This is a genomic window from Arthrobacter sp. 05T423 (assembly GCF_056396245.1).
In genome coordinates, this window is the sequence record NZ_JBFTLC010000002.1 from 224,810 (window position 1) to 240,639 (window position 15,830).

14 protein-coding genes and 2 pseudogenes are annotated in these 15,830 nt (G+C 67.2%); 6 read left to right on the top strand and 10 right to left on the bottom strand.

Annotation, left to right across the window (positions count from 1 at the left end):
• Window positions 1–27: 27 nt before the first annotated feature.
• The 4 genes from AC1DFE_RS03725 to AC1DFE_RS03740 all read left to right on the top strand — a co-directional run bounded on the left by AC1DFE_RS03725 (window position 28) and on the right by AC1DFE_RS03740 (window position 2,312).
• Window positions 28–531 (top strand): DUF456 domain-containing protein, encoded by a 504-nt coding sequence (locus AC1DFE_RS03725; protein WP_476904561.1) that lies wholly within the window; start codon window positions 28–30, stop codon window positions 529–531.
• 26 nt (window positions 532–557) lie between these two features.
• Window positions 558–1,520 (top strand): hypothetical protein, encoded by a 963-nt coding sequence (locus AC1DFE_RS03730; RefSeq protein ID WP_476904562.1) that lies wholly within the window; start codon window positions 558–560, stop codon window positions 1,518–1,520.
• Window positions 1,521–1,657: 137 nt separating this feature from the next.
• A complete protein-coding gene (locus AC1DFE_RS03735; RefSeq protein WP_476904563.1) occupies window positions 1,658–1,960 on the top strand; it encodes a hypothetical protein in 303 nt (100 codons plus the stop codon).
• The gene (locus tag AC1DFE_RS03740) at window positions 1,953–2,312 is read left to right on the top strand and encodes a nuclear transport factor 2 family protein (RefSeq protein WP_476904564.1); all 360 of its coding nucleotides are present in this window, start codon (window positions 1,953–1,955) and stop codon (window positions 2,310–2,312) included. The genes AC1DFE_RS03735 and AC1DFE_RS03740 overlap by 8 nt, the downstream gene beginning before the upstream one ends.
• Window positions 2,313–2,363: 51 nt before the next feature.
• Here the strand turns inward: AC1DFE_RS03740 and AC1DFE_RS03745 are convergent, their stop codons facing one another.
• Complete coding sequence (locus AC1DFE_RS03745; protein WP_476904565.1) at window positions 2,364–3,011, bottom strand: LysE family translocator; 648 nt, start codon at window positions 3,009–3,011, stop codon at window positions 2,364–2,366.
• Between the two features lie 105 nt (window positions 3,012–3,116).
• Here AC1DFE_RS03745 and AC1DFE_RS03750 point away from each other — a divergent pair, with 105 nt between their 5' ends.
• Window positions 3,117–3,572 carry an Lrp/AsnC family transcriptional regulator gene (locus tag AC1DFE_RS03750; protein WP_476904566.1) on the top strand — a complete coding sequence of 152 codons (456 nt, stop codon included), beginning with the start codon at window positions 3,117–3,119 and terminating at the stop codon, window positions 3,570–3,572.
• A 67-nt stretch (window positions 3,573–3,639) separates the two neighbouring features.
• Here AC1DFE_RS03750 and AC1DFE_RS03755 read toward each other — a convergent pair whose 3' ends face one another.
• The gene (locus AC1DFE_RS03755) at window positions 3,640–6,354 is read right to left on the bottom strand and encodes an FG-GAP repeat domain-containing protein (RefSeq protein WP_476904567.1); all 2,715 of its coding nucleotides are present in this window, start codon (window positions 6,352–6,354) and stop codon (window positions 3,640–3,642) included.
• Window positions 6,355–6,539: 185 nt separating this feature from the next.
• Window positions 6,540–6,998 (bottom strand): Lrp/AsnC family transcriptional regulator, encoded by a 459-nt coding sequence (locus tag AC1DFE_RS03760; protein ID WP_476904581.1) that lies wholly within the window; start codon window positions 6,996–6,998, stop codon window positions 6,540–6,542.
• Between the two features lie 370 nt (window positions 6,999–7,368).
• Between AC1DFE_RS03760 and gluQRS the strand changes: the two genes are divergently transcribed.
• Entirely contained in the window at window positions 7,369–8,256 is an 888-nt protein-coding gene (gluQRS, locus tag AC1DFE_RS03765) for a tRNA glutamyl-Q(34) synthetase GluQRS (protein WP_476904568.1), read from the top strand.
• 3 nt (window positions 8,257–8,259) lie between these two features.
• Here the strand turns inward: gluQRS and AC1DFE_RS03770 are convergent, their stop codons facing one another.
• The 7 genes and pseudogenes from AC1DFE_RS03770 to AC1DFE_RS03800 all read right to left on the bottom strand — a co-directional run.
• Complete coding sequence (locus AC1DFE_RS03770) at window positions 8,260–9,510, bottom strand: low temperature requirement protein A (protein ID WP_476904569.1); 1,251 nt, start codon at window positions 9,508–9,510, stop codon at window positions 8,260–8,262.
• A 43-nt stretch (window positions 9,511–9,553) separates the two neighbouring features.
• On the bottom strand, window positions 9,554–10,192 hold the full coding sequence (locus AC1DFE_RS03775; protein ID WP_476904570.1) for a transmembrane-type terpene cyclase: 639 nt from the start codon (window positions 10,190–10,192) through the stop codon (window positions 9,554–9,556).
• Between the two features lie 109 nt (window positions 10,193–10,301).
• A pseudogene (locus AC1DFE_RS03780) lies at window positions 10,302–11,619 on the bottom strand (ATP-binding protein).
• A gap of 109 nt (window positions 11,620–11,728) precedes the next feature.
• A complete protein-coding gene (locus AC1DFE_RS03785) occupies window positions 11,729–12,253 on the bottom strand; it encodes a universal stress protein (RefSeq protein ID WP_476904571.1) in 525 nt (174 codons plus the stop codon).
• Between the two features lie 83 nt (window positions 12,254–12,336).
• Window positions 12,337–13,707: an MBL fold metallo-hydrolase gene (locus AC1DFE_RS03790; RefSeq protein ID WP_476904572.1), complete on the bottom strand. Its 1,371-nt coding sequence runs from the start codon at window positions 13,705–13,707 to the stop codon at window positions 12,337–12,339.
• Window positions 13,708–13,836: 129 nt separating this feature from the next.
• Window positions 13,837–15,213, bottom strand: coding sequence for an FAD-binding oxidoreductase (locus tag AC1DFE_RS03795; protein WP_476904573.1), 1,377 nt, complete (start codon window positions 15,211–15,213; stop codon window positions 13,837–13,839).
• 417 nt (window positions 15,214–15,630) lie between these two features.
• Window positions 15,631–15,830: pseudogene (locus AC1DFE_RS03800) on the bottom strand (amino acid permease); the annotation flags it as partial.

Genomic DNA, 15,830 nt, shown 5'->3' on the forward strand with positions numbered 1-15,830 from the left:
CGGACTGCCCCGCCCTAGACTGGGGTCATGAACGCCCAGACCCTCGTGACCATTCTGTGCGGCTTGGCCATCCTGGTTGGCGTTGCCGGTACCGTAATCCCGGTGCTGCCGGGCAGTCTCCTGATCGGCCTAAGCCTGCTGTCGTGGGCAATCTGGGGCGGTGAGGGCGTGACGGGCTGGGTGGTTTTCGCCGTGGGCATGGTGTTTGTGCTGGCAGGCATGGCAGCCAGCGCCGTTCTTGCCGGCCGCAAACTCAAGGAGCACCGGATCCCCAACCGGAGTGTCGCCGTCGGGGTTGTGCTGGGCATCGCCGGGATGTTCGTCATCCCCGTGGTGGGCCTGTTCGTGGGCTTTGCCGCCGGGCTGCTGCTCAGCGAAGTCCAGCGCACGCGCAACTTCCGGGCAGCCCTCACCTCCAGCTGGGCCGCCCTGAAGGCCACCGGGATGGGAATGCTCGCGGAGTTCGGCCTGGCCTGCCTCGCGGCAAGCACCTGGGTGGTGGGCGTCTGGGTGGGTGCCGCTTCGGCCTAGCTCCGGACCGCTATTAGCATGGAGGAATGAGCGCGGGGGATTTTCCAGGACCGATCTACCGCGACACGCGCGACCTCACGCCCTTCGGCGGCGGCACAGTCCGCACCCCGGTCCGCGAAATCGCCGAGGGCATGGGCGGGCTCATCCACGGCATGCTACGCGGCGGCGACTCCCGGATCAGCGTGGACGGCAACGTCCCCCGGCTCAAGCTACTGCCGGGAAAAGCTGCCAGAACCGTCTATGACGCCATCTTCTCCAGTACCGACCCCAACCGGCTCATCGCCGCCGGCCGTGCTTACCCAGGCTGGGCCGGACTCTGCTGCGTGATGGCCGGCCTCCTCGCCTACAAGCAGGGCGGCTACCTGCGGGCCGCGGAGCTCCTGCAGCGCGGGCTGTCCATGAGGAACGACGACGAGGCCAACCAGTTTGCCGCCAGTTACCTCACGCGCGTGGTCACCCGGGTGGAGGTCGCCGAACGGGTCGTGGTGCCGGTGCTGTTCAGCGAGGAGTCGGTTTTCCTTGCGCTCTCGCATTCCCTCCGGGAAACGGGACGGACCGAGGCGGCATTTGAAACCCTGGCCAGGCTGCCGCCGTCGTTGCCCACGGCGCTGGCCAGGTGCGCCCTCGCCGCCGCCCTGGGCCGGGACGAGGAGGTGGTGGTCTGGACGGAAGGCCTGCTGAACGCCGACGACCTCTCCGCGGCGCTCCTGCTGGTGCGCGCGCGTTCCCTCCGCCGGCTCGGAGCCTCCGGCCAGGCCCAGCAGGCACTGAAGGAAGTCCTGCGGCGGCAGAAGACCAGCATGTCCCTGCGCAACGATGCGCTGACCGACCGCGCCCTGATATTGCTGGACAACGGGCGGAAGTCCCTGAACCCTCGGGACTGGCAGCGCGGCAAGCAGGCGGAGCTCGAAACGTTCGAGGTGATCCGCAAGGACATCGAGGCGCGCCGGGCGTGGGAGCAGAAGTGGAAGCAGTTCGGCGGCGACTGAGTTGGTGGACCGTCTTGGGACTGGTCTTTCTGGGTGCTGGCTGAATGCGCAAGTACCGGGAGCTTGTTAGCATGGCGCACATGCTCCCGTGACTTGAGTCACAGGACCCGCGGCTCGATGACCTCAAGGGGTAGCTCATGGTGAATCCGTTGGAATGGCCGGTTCTGCGTCAACTGCTCGAGCACGATCCCACGGGAAGGAATCATGCGGCGAAGTCCCGGGCCACGGAAAACCTCACGGCACGAATTGCTACTGCGGACCGGGTGGTGCACTCGGTGTGCCCGTTCTGCGCGGTCGGGTGCGGCCAGAACGTCTACGTCAAGGACGAGAAGGTCGTTCAGATCGAGGGCAACCCCGACTCGCCCATCAGCCGGGGGCGGCTTCCCGCGGGGCACGCCACGCCGGGCCCAACCGCCTGGAAGCGGCCGCATCATGAGTGACGCCCTCAGGCAGTGGATGGAAAAGTACATCGAGGCGTGGACCACGAACGACCCCGCGGACATCGGAGCCCTCTTCACGGAGGAAGCCGTGTACGCCACGCGGCCCTATGACCCGGACGCGTGGCGCGGCCGGGCGCAGATCGTGGAGCGCTGGATCGGCTCGGCGGACCGGCCAGGGGACTGGAGGTTCGAGTGGTCCCTGCTGGGGTCCGACGGCGACCTCGCGTTCGTGCAGGGCCGCACCACGTACCTCGATGACCGTCCGAGCTACGAGAACCTGTGGGTGGTCCGGCTCGATGCCGACGGGCGGGCGTCCGGCTTCACCGAATGGTTCATGGAGCGGAAGGTCTGAGCCCTTTGCTCGGCCTGCTCCTATGCGAATGGGCCCTAGGCGAACCGGCCCCTATACCAACCGGCTCAGGGCCGGAAGGAGCTGTTCCGAGAGCAGCGCGGCGCCCAGGAGCACCATGATGATGCCGCTGGTCAGGGTGACCCTGCGGGCCGCGTTCGGCCGGGACTGCAGCAGTTTCCGCGACAGGAGGGCAACGCAGGTGTACACGAGGGCCGCGAGCAGCACGAAAGTCAGGCCCAGCAGCCCGGACTGCACCGGCACGGGCAACGGCGCGTCGGCGCTGACGAACTGCGGCACCAGGGCCAGGAAGAACAGCAGCCCCTTGGGATTGATGCCGCTGGTCCCCATGCCCTGAAGGAAGGACCGGAGCTGGTTCTGCCCCGGATTTCCGACGGCGGCCCCTGCGGTGAAGCTGGCACCGCGCCACGACCTGATGGTGACCGTTCCAAGCCACAGCAGGTAGACGGCGCCGGCCACCGTGATCCAGCCAAGCAAGCCCGGCATGCTCGCCAGGACGGCGGCGAGGCCGGCCACCATGAGGAGGGTATGCAGCACGTAGCCGCTGCACAGCCCCGCGACGGCGGGCACGAAGCTGCGGCGGCCGAGCCCCGCGGTGATCGAGTAGGCCCAGTCCACTCCCGGGGTGCAGGCGAGGGCGGCCGCAACGACGATAAAGGCGAGGAAAAGCTGGGGATTCATGGCGGGCTCCTGCATATTTTGGCTGTACGAAAAGCCTAGGCAAAAAGGGGCCACAAGTGCTCTCCAATTTCGCCACGGTCGCGGCCTGCAGGGTATCATTTTTGCGTGATCGACCATATTGACAGAAATATATTGCGCCACCTCAAAGAGGATGGCAGGATGACCGCCACGGCCCTCGCCGCCAAGGTGGGCCTGACCGTGGCCCCCTGCCACCGGCGGCTCCGCGACCTCGAACAGTCCGGCGTGATCCGCGGCTACAAGGCGGACATCGACCCGGCCGCCGTCGGGCTCGGCTTTGAGGCGATTGTGTTCGTGACCCTCCGGCAGGTGGACCGCCCCACCATGGAGATCTTCGAGAACCTGGTGGCGGAAAATCCGAACATCGTGGAGGCGCAGCGGCTGTTCGGCTCCCCGGATTACCTGCTGAAGGTGATCGCGGCGGACCTGCCCTCCTACCAGCGCTTCTACGACAGCGAGCTGACGGTCCTGCCGGGGGTGGAACGGCTGACTTCAACCCTGGTAATGAAGAACCTGAAGTCCAACGCAGGTCCGCCCGTCTGACCAGCCCATCACCCGGCGTCGTACGCTCCCGAAACCCACAGCGCTGGTGCTGGACTGTCTCCCGTGCTCAGCGGGGGTTCAGCACGACGTTCTGGAAGGTGCCCTTTCCGGTGCCGGTATGGAGCCAGAGCTCCCCGTCGGCGGACACGGAAACGACGTTCGGGTTGCCCGTTCCGGCGAAGCGGCCCACGCTGGCGAAGGTGGTGAAGGCGTCCCAGCCGGTGCCGAGCTGCGTGCGGGCGAGGAATCCGGAGGACCCGCTGCCGGGGTAGAGCCAGAGCGTGCCGTCCGTGGCGCGTGCCATCAGGTCTGCCTTTCCGTCACCGTTGAAGTCGTTGCCGGCGACGACCTGGTTGAACCCTGCCCAGCCGGAACCGATCTGCTTCCGGGCCAGGAAAGCGCCCGTTCCGTTGCCGGGGTAGAGCCACAGCTTGCCGTCAGGATCCTGGGCGATGATGTCCGTCTTGCCGTCGCCGGAGAAGTCGCCGGGAGCAATGATCCGTGAGAAGGCCTGCCAGCCGGTGCCGATCTTCGTCGGTGTCAGGAAGAGACCCGTCCCGTTGGTGGGGTAGAGCCAGAGGGAGCCGTCCGCTTTCCGGGCCAGGAGGTCGGGGCCGCCGGCACCGTTGAAGTTTCCGGCAGACACCACCTGGTCGAACGACTGCCAGCCGGTGCCGATCTGCCGTGACGTGCGGAACCCGCCTGAGCCATTGCCGGAGTAGAGCCGCAGGATGCCCTGGGCTGTGCGGGCCAGGATGTCCGGCTTGCCGTCGCCGTCGTAATCGCCGGCTTCCCAGACCTGGCTGAAGCCGGCCCAGCCGGTGCCGATCTTCAGCTTGGTCGCGAAACCGCCGCTGCCGTTGCCCGCGTACGCGGTGATCGCGCCGCTGGTGCTGGCCGACAGGATGTCGGTGAGTCCGTCAGACGTGAAGTCCTGGCCGGCGATCAGCTCCGTGCTGGCCCATCCGGTGGCCAGGGTGGTGCGTGCCAGGAAGCCCCCGGTTCCGTTGCCCGGGTACAGGTAGACGGTCCCGGTGCTGGAGCGGGCGAGCAGGCCGGGGCCCGTGGCGAGCCCTGCGGCCGCCGTGATGGTGGTGAAACCCTGCCAGCCGGAGCCGGCCTGTTTGGCTGCCAGGAAGCCGCCCGTTCCGTTTCCGGGGTAGAGCCACAGCGACCCGTCGGCGCGCATGGCCAGCAGGTCCGCCCGCGTGTCGCCGTTGAAGTCACCGGGGGCGATGATCCGCTTGAAGCCCTCCCAGCCGGCACCGATCTGCTTGCGGGCGAGGAAGCCGCCGGTTCCGTTGCCCGGGTACAGCCACAGTGCCCCGTTGGACGTCCTGGCAACGACGTCAGTCTTCCCGTCCCCGTCGAAGTCGCCGTTGCCGAGGATCATGTTGAAGATGTTCCAGCCGGTCCCAATCCTTACGGCGTTTCCAAGCTTGTTTCCGCCGAGGCCGGGGAGCAGCAGGAGTGAACCGTCGGTTTCGCGGGAAACCATGTCCGGGCGGCCGTCCCCGTTGAGGTCGCCGGCTGAGAACTGGAGCTTGGTGTGCAGGGCGAGGTCGGCGTCGATGGTGACAGTGGCCGTGGTGGCGGTGACGGCGTTGACGGTGACCCGGGTTCCGGCGTGCGTGATGAAGGTGCTGCCGGCCTGCCAGGTGTGGTTGGTGGCGTAGGATCCGCTGAATGGAATGGTGGACGGCATCAGCACCAGCGAGGACGAGGGGGTGGCGCCGCCCCGCTGGACCACCTTCACGCCCCTGTTGCCCGCGGGCCCGCTGGCCAGGTAGGCGTCGTAGCCGGCAGGCTGCCTGAGTTCCAGGTAGTAGACCTCCTTGCTGACCGGATCGGAGAACTTCACCGCGCGGTAGGCCAGCTTCGTGTCGCCCCAGGGCTTCAGCGTGTAGCTCTTGACGCCGGATGCCACGCCGAGGTCGCGGATGTCGGTGGCGGTACCCAAGCCCTTGGCGTCCCAGAACGGGGAGCTGATCACCGGCTTGTTGTAGCTGGACAGGCCCATGATGTCGGTGCTGTCGCCGTATTCCCGGATATAGCAGGAGGAGTCGGAGAACTGCCCGGTGCTCGTGGTGCCCACATCGGAAACGCCGCTGCCGCACTGCAGGGCGTCGGCGTGCATGGATCCCAGCACATGGCCGAACTCGTGGGCGATCACGCTGCTGGTGAAGCCGCTGATTTGCGGCATGAGCACCCGTCCGCTGTTGCCGGTGCTGCTGTAGCCGGCGCCGAGGGCGCCGCCGGAGAGCGTGGCGCCGGGAACGAAGATGACGAGCGCCTTGTTGGCGCCGTAGGTCCACTTCAGCTCAGTGGTGATCTTGTTGATCATGTCGTAGTAGGAGTCCGTCGACCTCGCCGTCTTAGAGGCCAGCGTTGCGCGTTCGGTCACGGTCATGGAGATGCGGCCGCCGGACATTGCCTTCCAGTAATTGCTGGAGGCCGTCACGGCTGTTTCGGCCTGGGCCATGGGAACCGCGGCCTTGTTATCTACGAGGGTGGCCACGACGAGCTTGACCGTCATTGCCGCGGCCGCCGTTCCACCCGCCTCGGTCTGGAGGGCCAGCCCTGCAGGCGGTCCGTCCGCCGGCATCCCTGGCGCGGATTCGTAGCCGTGGTGGACCTGCTCCTGGCCGGACTCGACCGGTAGTGACGTGCCGTTCGCGGCAGGATCCGTGGCTGCCATTGCGGTGGCGGGAAGTGAAACGAGGCCAGCGGCGAGAACCAGCAAGCCCGTAACCGACGCGATTGAACGGGAAAAAGAGCGCATTGAGTTCCTTATTGAGACCGACCCCCCGGCGGAGACCCTGAGTGAACAATGCACCCGCTGCTTACCCAGCGCTGCCGCAGATGCGAAATCAGGCTACAGTTGCCCCCGCAGGACAGCCGCCGGGATATCCGCAGTTTTCCCCAATGATTTGCGCAGTATCGGAGAGGCGTTCCGGAGGGCCAGAATCAGTGCCCTAGAAGGCCTGTGGTCCGGTAGGGAATCACCTCGCGCAGGAACATGCTGGTGGACGTCCGCACGATTCCCGGGCACAGGCGGATCTCCTCGGAAACCCGGTACAGGTCATCGGGACTGGTGGCCACCACCCGGATCAGCAGGTCGGTATCGCCCGCGGGGGCGTGGCACTCCAACACCTCCGGGATTTCGCGCAGCGCGGCGATGGCCTCGTTGAGATGGCTCTGGTCCAGCTCGGCGCTGACCGCAGCGGCAACACCTCGGCCCAGGGCCGCGGGCAGCACGCGGCTGCTGTTGGGCCGGAGCGCGCCCGACGCCGTCATCCGCTCCAGGCGCGACTGCACAGTCCCTCGGGCCAGGCCCAGCCGCTGGGAGAGGACCATGATGGGCAGCCGGGGATCCTCGTCCAGGGCAGCCAGGATCCGCCGGTCCGTGGCGTCGAGCTGCTGCAATCTGATCACTCCCTGTCCAGTTTCGGGTGCATGGCTGGTCAGATTGGCCAGTCAGGGTCACGCCCGTTGCGCTTACTGTAGGTCTTCTGCTCAGATAGTGGCAACGCAGGCGACGGTTACCCCCAGCCGGCAGGCTACAGGCTCCCCGGCACACCCCCCGGCCGCTTGGACCACGCTTCCCGCAAGGAGGCGGCCGCTGATTGACACTTGTTCACGCATTCGTCTTTCCGCAAGAAGTGCCTCGATTTCCATGACGGCCTTCCGTCAGGAACAGGCACGGCAAGAGCCCCTGAGCCACCGATTCCCGGCCAACGCCCGGAGTGTGCGGTAGCTGAGGGGCTCTTGTGGTTTTCGACATAGGGTGGAGGGCATGACCCAGGCCGGCCGCTTCGCCCCGAGCCCGTCCGGTGAACTGCACGTGGGGAACCTCCGGACGGCAATCCTTGCCTGGCTCTTTGCGCGTTCCACCGGGCGCCGGTTCCTGGTGCGGGTCGAGGACCTTGACCGGGCGCGCGCGGGTGCTGAAGCCGTGCAGCTGCGCGACCTGGCCGCTGTCGGTGTGACCTGGGACGGCGCGGTGGTGCGCCAGACGGACCGCGAGCCGCTGTACACCGCCGCCATTGGGCAGCTGGCGGCGGCGGGCCTCACGTATGAATGCTTCTGCACCCGCCGGGAAATCCAGGAGGCGCCCTCCGCGCCGCATGCCCCGCAGGGCGCCTATCCCGGAACCTGCAGGAAGCTGTCGACGGCGGAACTCGAGTTCAAGCGCTCCACCCGCCCCGCCGCCATCCGGCTGCGTTCCAACGCCGCCGAATGGACGGTCCAGGATGTGCTGCACGGGACGTTCAGCGGCGTCGTGGACGACTTCGTCCTGCGCCGGAATGACGGTGTGACCGCATACAACCTGGCCGTCGTGGTCGACGATGCCGAACAGGGCATCGACCAGGTGGTCCGCGGTGATGACCTTCTGGCCTCTACACCGCGGCAGGCATATCTCGCATCGCTGCTGCATATGCCACCTCCGGAATATGTCCACGTGCCGCTGGTGGTGAACGCCGACGGCGCGCGGCTTGCCAAGCGCGACGGCGCGGTCACCCTGGGTGACCTGGCCGCCGTCGGAATTCCCGCAGAGGCAGTCCGGCGCACGATCCTCGAGTCGCTGGGATTGCCCGGTGGCTCTTTGGAGGCCGCCCTTCGAGGGTTTTCGGCCACTACTTTGCCGCAGGAACCGTGGGTGTGGCCCGGGGCTCAGCTGTAGGTGTCAGCCGGTCCCGGCCGGCTGCTCCAGCTTCCCCAGCGCCGCATGGAGCAGGTCTGTGCTCCGGCGTTCATCGATGACGATCGACGCACCGAGTGCGGCAACGATGACGAGCAGGCAGACGGGAACAGTAACGCCCGCCGCCGCCAGCGCCACGCTTCCAGCGAGCACAACCACCACCCCGGCGGTGACGGCGACGAGCGTGCGGTCGACACACGTCATGACGCTGAACAGTGCCGTGAGCGAGACCTTGAAGAGCGCTACGGGCACGGCGATGCTGGCTACCGCCACCGCGGCGCTGATGTGCGCGGCATGGTCGATGTAGTACGCGGCCACGTGCAGGCCCGCCCCCGTGGCGGCAATCGCAGCGAAGACGGGGATGTGGCCGTAGCCGAAGAAGTATGAGCGGTGCCGCTGCAGGTGCAGGGCCCGGCCGGCGGGCAGGATGAAGTAGATCCACCACATGCCGAAGGCCAATGCGGTGCCGCCGAACCCCACAAGTGCGGCGTCCATCGACCAGCCGTGGCTGGCCACGATGGCCCGGAGCGTCTCGACAGCGCCGATCAGGCATTCGCCGAGCGCAATGATGGCCAGCAGGCCGTAGCGTTCGGCGATGTGGTGGGCGTGCCAGGGTGTGGTGGCGTTCCGCTCGGCGGCGTACGGAGTGGCCAGCTCCAGGACATACAGTGGGGCAATCATGAGGAATGTCGTGGCGACGTCCGCGTGGATGAAGAGCACGGCAATCCACCCCAGCTGGACCATTGCCAGGTACCCGGCGTAGCGCAGGCATGTCTTCCGCCGGGCCGGGTCCTGCCGTGCGGCCCGCAGCCACTGGGAGACCAGGGCCAGCCGCATGATGATGTAACCGCCCACGATGACGGTGTTGTCCACATGCTCCCCCTCCACGAGGGAGCGGAACATCGGCTCGATCCCCATCACCAGGATCAGGACGCCCACCAGTTGGACCATCGTGACCGCCCGGAACACCCAGTCGTCAGTGTCATAGGCGCTTGCGAACCACGTGAAGTTGATCCACGCCCAGATCACGGCGAACATCGCGAAGGAGAAACCGAGCAGCCCGGCGCCGAAGTGCGCCTCGGCGATCTCGTGGGCAAACTGGCTGCCGGCCACCCCGAAGGCGATGACGAACGTCAGGTCGAAGAAGAGCTCCAGTGGAGTGGCTGTCCGGTGCGGCTGATGCGGGTCACGGCCGCCCATGCGCGCCACGGCATGCCGGAGAGGATTAGAGGGCATGGCTCAAACGTAGCGCGTCAAGAGCGGGCGGCGCGCGGGCACGTCATGAGGGCCGCAGAACAGGTCCGCGCTGGACCCGCACCCCCGCCCGCCAGAGCAGGGCAATGTAGGCCAGATCAAACACGCTGCACAGCCCACCCAGTCCCAAGATCAGCGGCGAGTTTCCGTACCCGCCGTAGACAATGGTGGGGGCAAGAGTGCCGATCCACTTGGCCACGGCGATAACGAGCGACTGGCCCCGGCCGCTTCCGCGCGAGACGAACATCGCGATGAACAAACCGGACATCAGCAGGTTCTGCAGAAACGCGGCGTATTTGGTGGCATCGTCCCAGCCGAACTCGGCCACGAACAGCAGCTGCACGGCGAACGATGAGACGCCCAGCAGGACGGCCCAGCCCGCGAAGAGCGGCCGCGTGATCCAGGCCGGCAGCTCGGCCCGGCCAAACCTGAGGAAGGTGTACACGATGAGCACATCTGCCAGTCCCCACACGATGTTGAAGACACCCTGCGCCGAAATTCCCGTGGCCACGGACCGTGCGCCGTAGATTGCCTCCCACGCGAAGTTCAGCGCAAGGGCCGCCGCGGGGATGGCGTAGGTGCGCTCCCGGAAGCCCAGCCGGATCGCCTCGACATATACAACCGTCCAGGCCACGCCGCTGACGATGGTGAGGAAAAGGATCACGTTGCTCCTTGACTCGGCGATGACTGCAACGCGGGGTCACCTAGCGCCCAATCCGGGCCCGGATATGGGCGGTATCTGACCCCGCGTTGCGTTGGCTACGCCGCTGCGGCTAGACGCGGCCCAGGGCGTCGATGTCCACCAGGAACTCCTGATGCACTTCCTCGCTGACGGTGGTGCGGGTATCGGCGATGGCGTCGAGGTAGTCCTGGGTGGCGGGACCCTTCCGGACCGCCTCGCGGACGGACACGCCGCCCCCGGACGCCAGCCCCCCGTCGTCGTACACTGCTTTTTCCAGGGCGCGCTGGGAGGCGCTGCGGGCGGCAAACTCGATATCGGCGGGGGAGAAGCCTTCGGTGCGGTCCACCAGCTGCTCCACGTCCACATTGTCCACGACGGCGGCGGGGATGAAGCGCTGCCACATCGCTTCGCGCGCCTGCCGGTCGGGAAGGCCGATGGGGATGACGTAGTCGAACCGGCCATGGCGCAGGAAGGCGGTGTCGAGCGCGCGGATGAAGTTGGTGGCGCAGACGAGCAGACGGCCGGGCTGTTCGCGGAACGCCGGGATGATCTTGAGCAGCTCGTTAGTGACGCCCTGCAGCGGCGACGGCGGGTCCCCGGCCCGCTGGGACGCAATTTCCTCCACCTCGTCGATGAACACGACAGCGTGCTCCAGTTCGGCGATCTCCAGGAACGTCTCGCGCAGCGCGCCGGCCAACCCCTTGGGATCGGAGGCAAGCCGGGAGGGAAACACCTCCACGAACGGCCACTCCAGCCGGGAGGCGATGGCCTTGGCGAAGGTGGTCTTGCCGGTGCCTGGGGGGTCCAAAGAGCACCACGGCACGCGGCGGCACCACGCCGAATTCGTCCGCGAGATCGGCCTCGGCCAACGGCAGGACCAGGCGGCGCTCCAGGAGCTCCTTCTCCCGGCGCATGCCGGCCACGTTCTCCCACAGGTCCCGGGCGAGGATTCGGCCGCCGAGCAGGCCCAGGGGTTCGAGTTCCTGGCGCTGCACGGGGATGGTGCGCTCGAAGTACCGGAGGTTTTTCTTCAGCACGAAGCCGCGGCTCAGGAAAGCCTCCACCCGCGTTTCCGACTCCGGCATGAGGGCGGAGAGCTTGTTCAGTCCGTGCGGCGCCATCCGGTTTTCGACGGCGGCCAACAGCGAGGTGCCGATGCCCCGGCCGCGGAATTCAGGCAGCGTGGCCAGGAACACGACCCAGCCTTGGTCGTGGGCGGCGCGGCCGACGGCGGCACCCACCACCTGGTCGCCAAGGACGGCCACCACGGCATGGTCCTTTTCGCAGGACGCCAGCACTTCGGAGAGCGCATAGACCGGCTCGACGTTGGTGGCCTTAAGCGACTCCCAGAGGTGCAGGATGCCGTCAAGGTCCGCGGAGTGGAAGTCCCGGATCCGCCAGTTGGTCATGAGGTTCTCTCCCGTGGTTCGACGTTGAGCCAGTTCTGGGCTGCTCTGCCGAGCATAGGCGATGGCACACCGGCACGGGGTTGCAGGTGCGTTGCGTTACGCGGAGGGGTCAGCGCCTCGCTGCGTCCCTGCCCGTATCGTTGGCCGCATCCCTGGCTGGGTCTTTGGACGCGGCGCCTCTGCGGAAGTGGTGGGTGGGGGAGTGGTCATCCTTGCTGTGCACCACCAGGACCGGGCATTCGGCATGCCCGACACAGGCCGTGCTCACCGAGCCGAGGTGCAGGCCCATGAAACCGCCGTGGCCACGGCGCCCCACCACCAGCATCGCCGCACCGGCCGACGCCTCCACCAGCGTTGCCGGGGCCGGGCCGCGCAGCAGCTCGCTGGTCAGGGTGTCCGGGACGTCCGGCCCGAACGCCTCCTCGATGGACTCAGTAAGGATCTTGGCAGCCGAGGTCTCGAACGCGTCGAAATCTGGTGGGATGTACCCGGCATACATCTCCGGGAAATGCCAGCAGGCCACGGCATGGACGCGGGCATCCAGGCCCGGTGCCAGCCGGGCCGCCAGACGGAGGGCCTCCACCGAGGAGTCCGAGCCGTCCACGCCCACAACCACTTTGCCTTCAGCATCCATCGCTGTTCTCCTTTTGCAACCTGGACCGGAAACACCGGTCCCCGATAGGCCGGTCCCCGATAGGCCGGTTCCCGTGAGGCCGGTCATTGCCGCCGCAGCGGCTGCATCTGCAAGGGAACCCCGGCGGCCGCGGCGTCCCGGAACCGGGCATCGATCTGCACCACGTCGCGCCCGGCCCGCTGCAGCAGGCTGGCAGCGACGCCTGCGCGGTAGCCAGTGGCGCAGTGCACCCAGATGCACCCGCCGGGCAGTTCCGCCAGGCGGTCCAGCAGTTCGTGCAGCGGCACATTAATGGCGCCGGCCACGTGGGAGGCGGCGAACTCGTCCGAGCGGCGGACGTCCAGGACGGGGTCGCCGTCGGGCTTTTCATGGACGACGGCGGGCCAGCCGGCCCTCGGGTAGGAGGCAACGGGAGCCCCCGGCGCGAGTTCGCCGGGCTCCGTTCCCACGGCGGCATCGGGGCGGTCGATGCCGATGCGGGAAAGGTCCCGGATGGCACTTTCCAGATCCCCGCGGCCGCCGACCAGCGTCAGCTTCTCGCCCCAGGGCAGGACCCAGCCGAGGTAGGAGCTGAAGCTCCGCCCCGAGCCGTACTCGAAGCTGACGGTGCCCTGCAGGTGGTTGCTGGCGAAGAGGACGCGGTGGCGGAGATCCACCACCCACTCGCCCCTGGCCAGCCGCTCCGTCAGTTCGCCGGCGCCGGGGGACTTCGGCACGCTCAGGTCCGCCGGCTCGGGGCCGGTCATGTTGATGGGGGCCATGTGGGCGTAATAGGAAGGGTAGGCGGAGAGGTTGGCCATGAGTTCGGCCGCGAAGTGCTGGGGATCCGGGTCCGCCAGTGCATGGTTGGCTTCGCGCTGCTGCGCAATGGTTGACGTCTCCGCGCGGGTGGCCGGCCCGACCGAGCAGAACGAGCCGAACCCGTGGGTGGGGTACAGGGCAGCATCGGGGCCGGCTTCATCAGCCAGCCGGTGGACGGACGAGTACTGGTCCTGCGTCAGCCCGGCGGTGTCTCCGGGCCCGAGGAGATCGGTGCGTCCGACGGAGCCGAAGAGCAGGCTGCCGCCGGAAAACACGGCCCGGGCGCGTCCGTCCGTCACGATGTAGGACAGGTGCGTGTGGGTGTGCCCGGGCGTGGCGACGGCCCGGAGGGTGAGCCCGCCGATCTGCATGGATTGGCCGTCTCCAACCGGCTCGCGTTCAAAGGCCACCTGGTCCGCGGCGTTCACCAGGTACTTGGCGCCGTGGGCGCGGGCGAGGATCAGGCCGCCGGTGAGGTAGTCGTTGTGGACGTGCGTTTCGGCCACGTGGGTGATCTGCACCCCGGCGGTCCGCGCGGCCTCCTCGATGCGGTCCGTGTCCCGCTGGGCATCGACCACCAGCGCCACCCGGCCGTCATGGATTAGGTAGCTCCGGTCCCCGAGCTGCGGGGTTTCGATGACAACGACGTCCATTTGGTCCGGCCCTTCGACGCACCGTGGAGGCGCCGCTCATCGCGGGCCTCGCACCGGATGCCTCCATGGTAGGCCGATTGGCGGCGGAAGGGACCTGCCCGGCGCTGGGCGCCCGCCGCGCAGGGAGTGTCAGCCGGCCGGCTTGATGTTTTGGTTGACGTGGAACAGGTTGCCGGGATCGTACTTGGCCTTGACCTCCGCGAGGCGGGCGTAGTTCCCCGCGTAGGTGTCCTTGATGTGTGCCTGGTCGTCGGCGTCGAGGAAGTTCACGTAGCCCGCACCGGATCCGAGGGGCTGGAGCTCGGCATAGTAGTCGCGCACCCACTTCGTATTGGCCTCATTGTGGGCCGGATCCTCCCAATGGCAGGCAATGTCCACTGCGAAGTTGACGTCGCGGTACGGGAACGCGGTCTCGTCCCGCCCGACCCGCTGGACGGCGCCGTTAATCGGGTAGAAGTGGTTGGCCGTCTGGACGCTCGGAATGGCCTCGCCGAACTTCGCGGCCACACGGACGACGTCATCGGTTAGGCGGGGCAGGAACACTGACTTCCAATAGGCCTGCAGGCCCTTGGTATACATGGGGTCGAAGAGTGTGTTGAGCACCGTATAGGGAAGTGGGCCCACGAAGGAGCCGGCGACGGGCGCAACGTCAAGGAACGGCTGCCATTGACGTTCACCCTCGTTGTGGGGGCCCGCCCAGCCGCCCACCAGCACCACAACGGGCTTCCCGTGATAGTCCTCGGGCAGGAAGGGGACCGGCGGTCCCTGGTGGAAGCCCAGGAACACTCCCATTTCTTCCGGTGCGGTGGCGATGTAATCCCGGTAGAGCCGTGCCACCGCGTCGGCGTGCTCCAGCTGGTAAATGATCACTCCGCCGTAGAGAACATCCACGGGGTGAACGTTGAACTCAAAGGAAGTCACGACGCCGAAGTTGCCGGTCCCGCCGCGAAGCGCCCAAAAGAGGTCCTCATTTTGGGTGTCACTGGCGACCAGAAACTTCCCTTCGGCGGTCACCACGTCCGCGGATTTCAGGTTGTCGCACGACAGCCCGTACTTGCGGGCGAGATAGCCAATGCCTCCGCCGAGAGTTAGTCCAGCAACACCCGTTGATCCGATGATGCCTCCGGTGGTGGCAAGGCCGAATGCGCCCGTGGCGTAGTTGAAGTCCGCCCATGTCGCTCCGGCTTCGGACCGGGCTGTCCCATTGGCAGGATCCACGCGCACGCCCCGGCAGCCTGTGAAGTCGATGACGAGGCCGCCGTCGACGGTCCCGAACCCGGGCGCGCTGTGGCCGCCGCCCCGCAACGCCAGGTCCAAGCCGGTGTCACGCGCGAAATTCACGCCGGCAATGACGTCCGCGACCTGGGACACGCGCAGGACGGCCGCGGGGCGTTTGTCGATCATTCCGTTGAAGACGGCCCGCGCGTCGTCGTAGTCCGCCTGATCGCTCGTGACGACTTGGCCCCGCACTTTCTCCTGGAGGGCCTGGAAAGAGCTGTTGTCCACGGTTTGCTCCGATTCACCCGGGCGCGCGAGCATGCCCGGTTAGCTGGGCACGACCGCAGGAGGGTCGCGCCGGGCGACTTGTGATGCGACCGGTGCGGTCCTGCATGAACAGGGCAAAGCTCCTGTAGCAGGCTTCCACAGCGGTGGAGACCGGATGCACCTCGGCATTGCGGCAGCGCCGCGTGCCTTGGCGTGATTCGGAATCGGGGCGACTCCGGTATCGATGGGTTAGGGCATCGACGAAGAGGCCGGGGCCCCGCATTTCAGCACGGATAGTCGTAAATTACTCCGGCCCACAACGGCGGTCAATAACCGAAACCGCTTAATCGCGAACGGACACTTGGGCCCCGGTTGGGGCCTCAAGTGTCCGTTCGCGCTCAGTGGCGCTGCGTTGCGGGTGAAGGAAAAGCCAGCGGGTTAGATCCGGTCCTCGGCGCCGGGAATGGGCCGGTTGGCGATGACGGGGGACATGCCGGTGAAGCCTTCGCGGGCTTCGGCGATCTCGTGGATGCGTTTGCGGCAGGCGTACCAGCCGGCCACCATGAGGGCGATGGCGATGAGGGTGACCAACAGTGTCAGTGGTGAGTCGATGAAGACCATGACGAGCACGCCGATGA

Excerpts from the sequence above, each read along its gene's own strand:
- AC1DFE_RS03725 (WP_476904561.1), top strand. The coding sequence starts at position 28 with ATGAACGCCCAGACCCTCGTGACCATTCTGTGCGGCTTGGCCATCCTG.
- AC1DFE_RS03730 (WP_476904562.1), top strand. The coding sequence starts at position 558 with ATGAGCGCGGGGGATTTTCCAGGACCGATCTACCGCGACACGCGCGAC.
- AC1DFE_RS03735 (WP_476904563.1), top strand. The coding sequence starts at position 1,658 with ATGGTGAATCCGTTGGAATGGCCGGTTCTGCGTCAACTGCTCGAGCAC.
- AC1DFE_RS03740 (WP_476904564.1), top strand. The coding sequence starts at position 1,953 with ATGAGTGACGCCCTCAGGCAGTGGATGGAAAAGTACATCGAGGCGTGG.
- AC1DFE_RS03745 (WP_476904565.1), bottom strand. The coding sequence starts at position 3,011 with ATGAATCCCCAGCTTTTCCTCGCCTTTATCGTCGTTGCGGCCGCCCTC.
- AC1DFE_RS03755 (WP_476904567.1), bottom strand. The coding sequence starts at position 6,354 with ATGCGCTCTTTTTCCCGTTCAATCGCGTCGGTTACGGGCTTGCTGGTT.
- gluQRS (WP_476904568.1), top strand. The coding sequence starts at position 7,369 with ATGACCCAGGCCGGCCGCTTCGCCCCGAGCCCGTCCGGTGAACTGCAC.
- AC1DFE_RS03770 (WP_476904569.1), bottom strand. The coding sequence starts at position 9,510 with ATGCCCTCTAATCCTCTCCGGCATGCCGTGGCGCGCATGGGCGGCCGT.
- AC1DFE_RS03785 (WP_476904571.1), bottom strand. The coding sequence starts at position 12,253 with ATGGATGCTGAAGGCAAAGTGGTTGTGGGCGTGGACGGCTCGGACTCC.
- AC1DFE_RS03790 (WP_476904572.1), bottom strand. The coding sequence starts at position 13,707 with ATGGACGTCGTTGTCATCGAAACCCCGCAGCTCGGGGACCGGAGCTAC.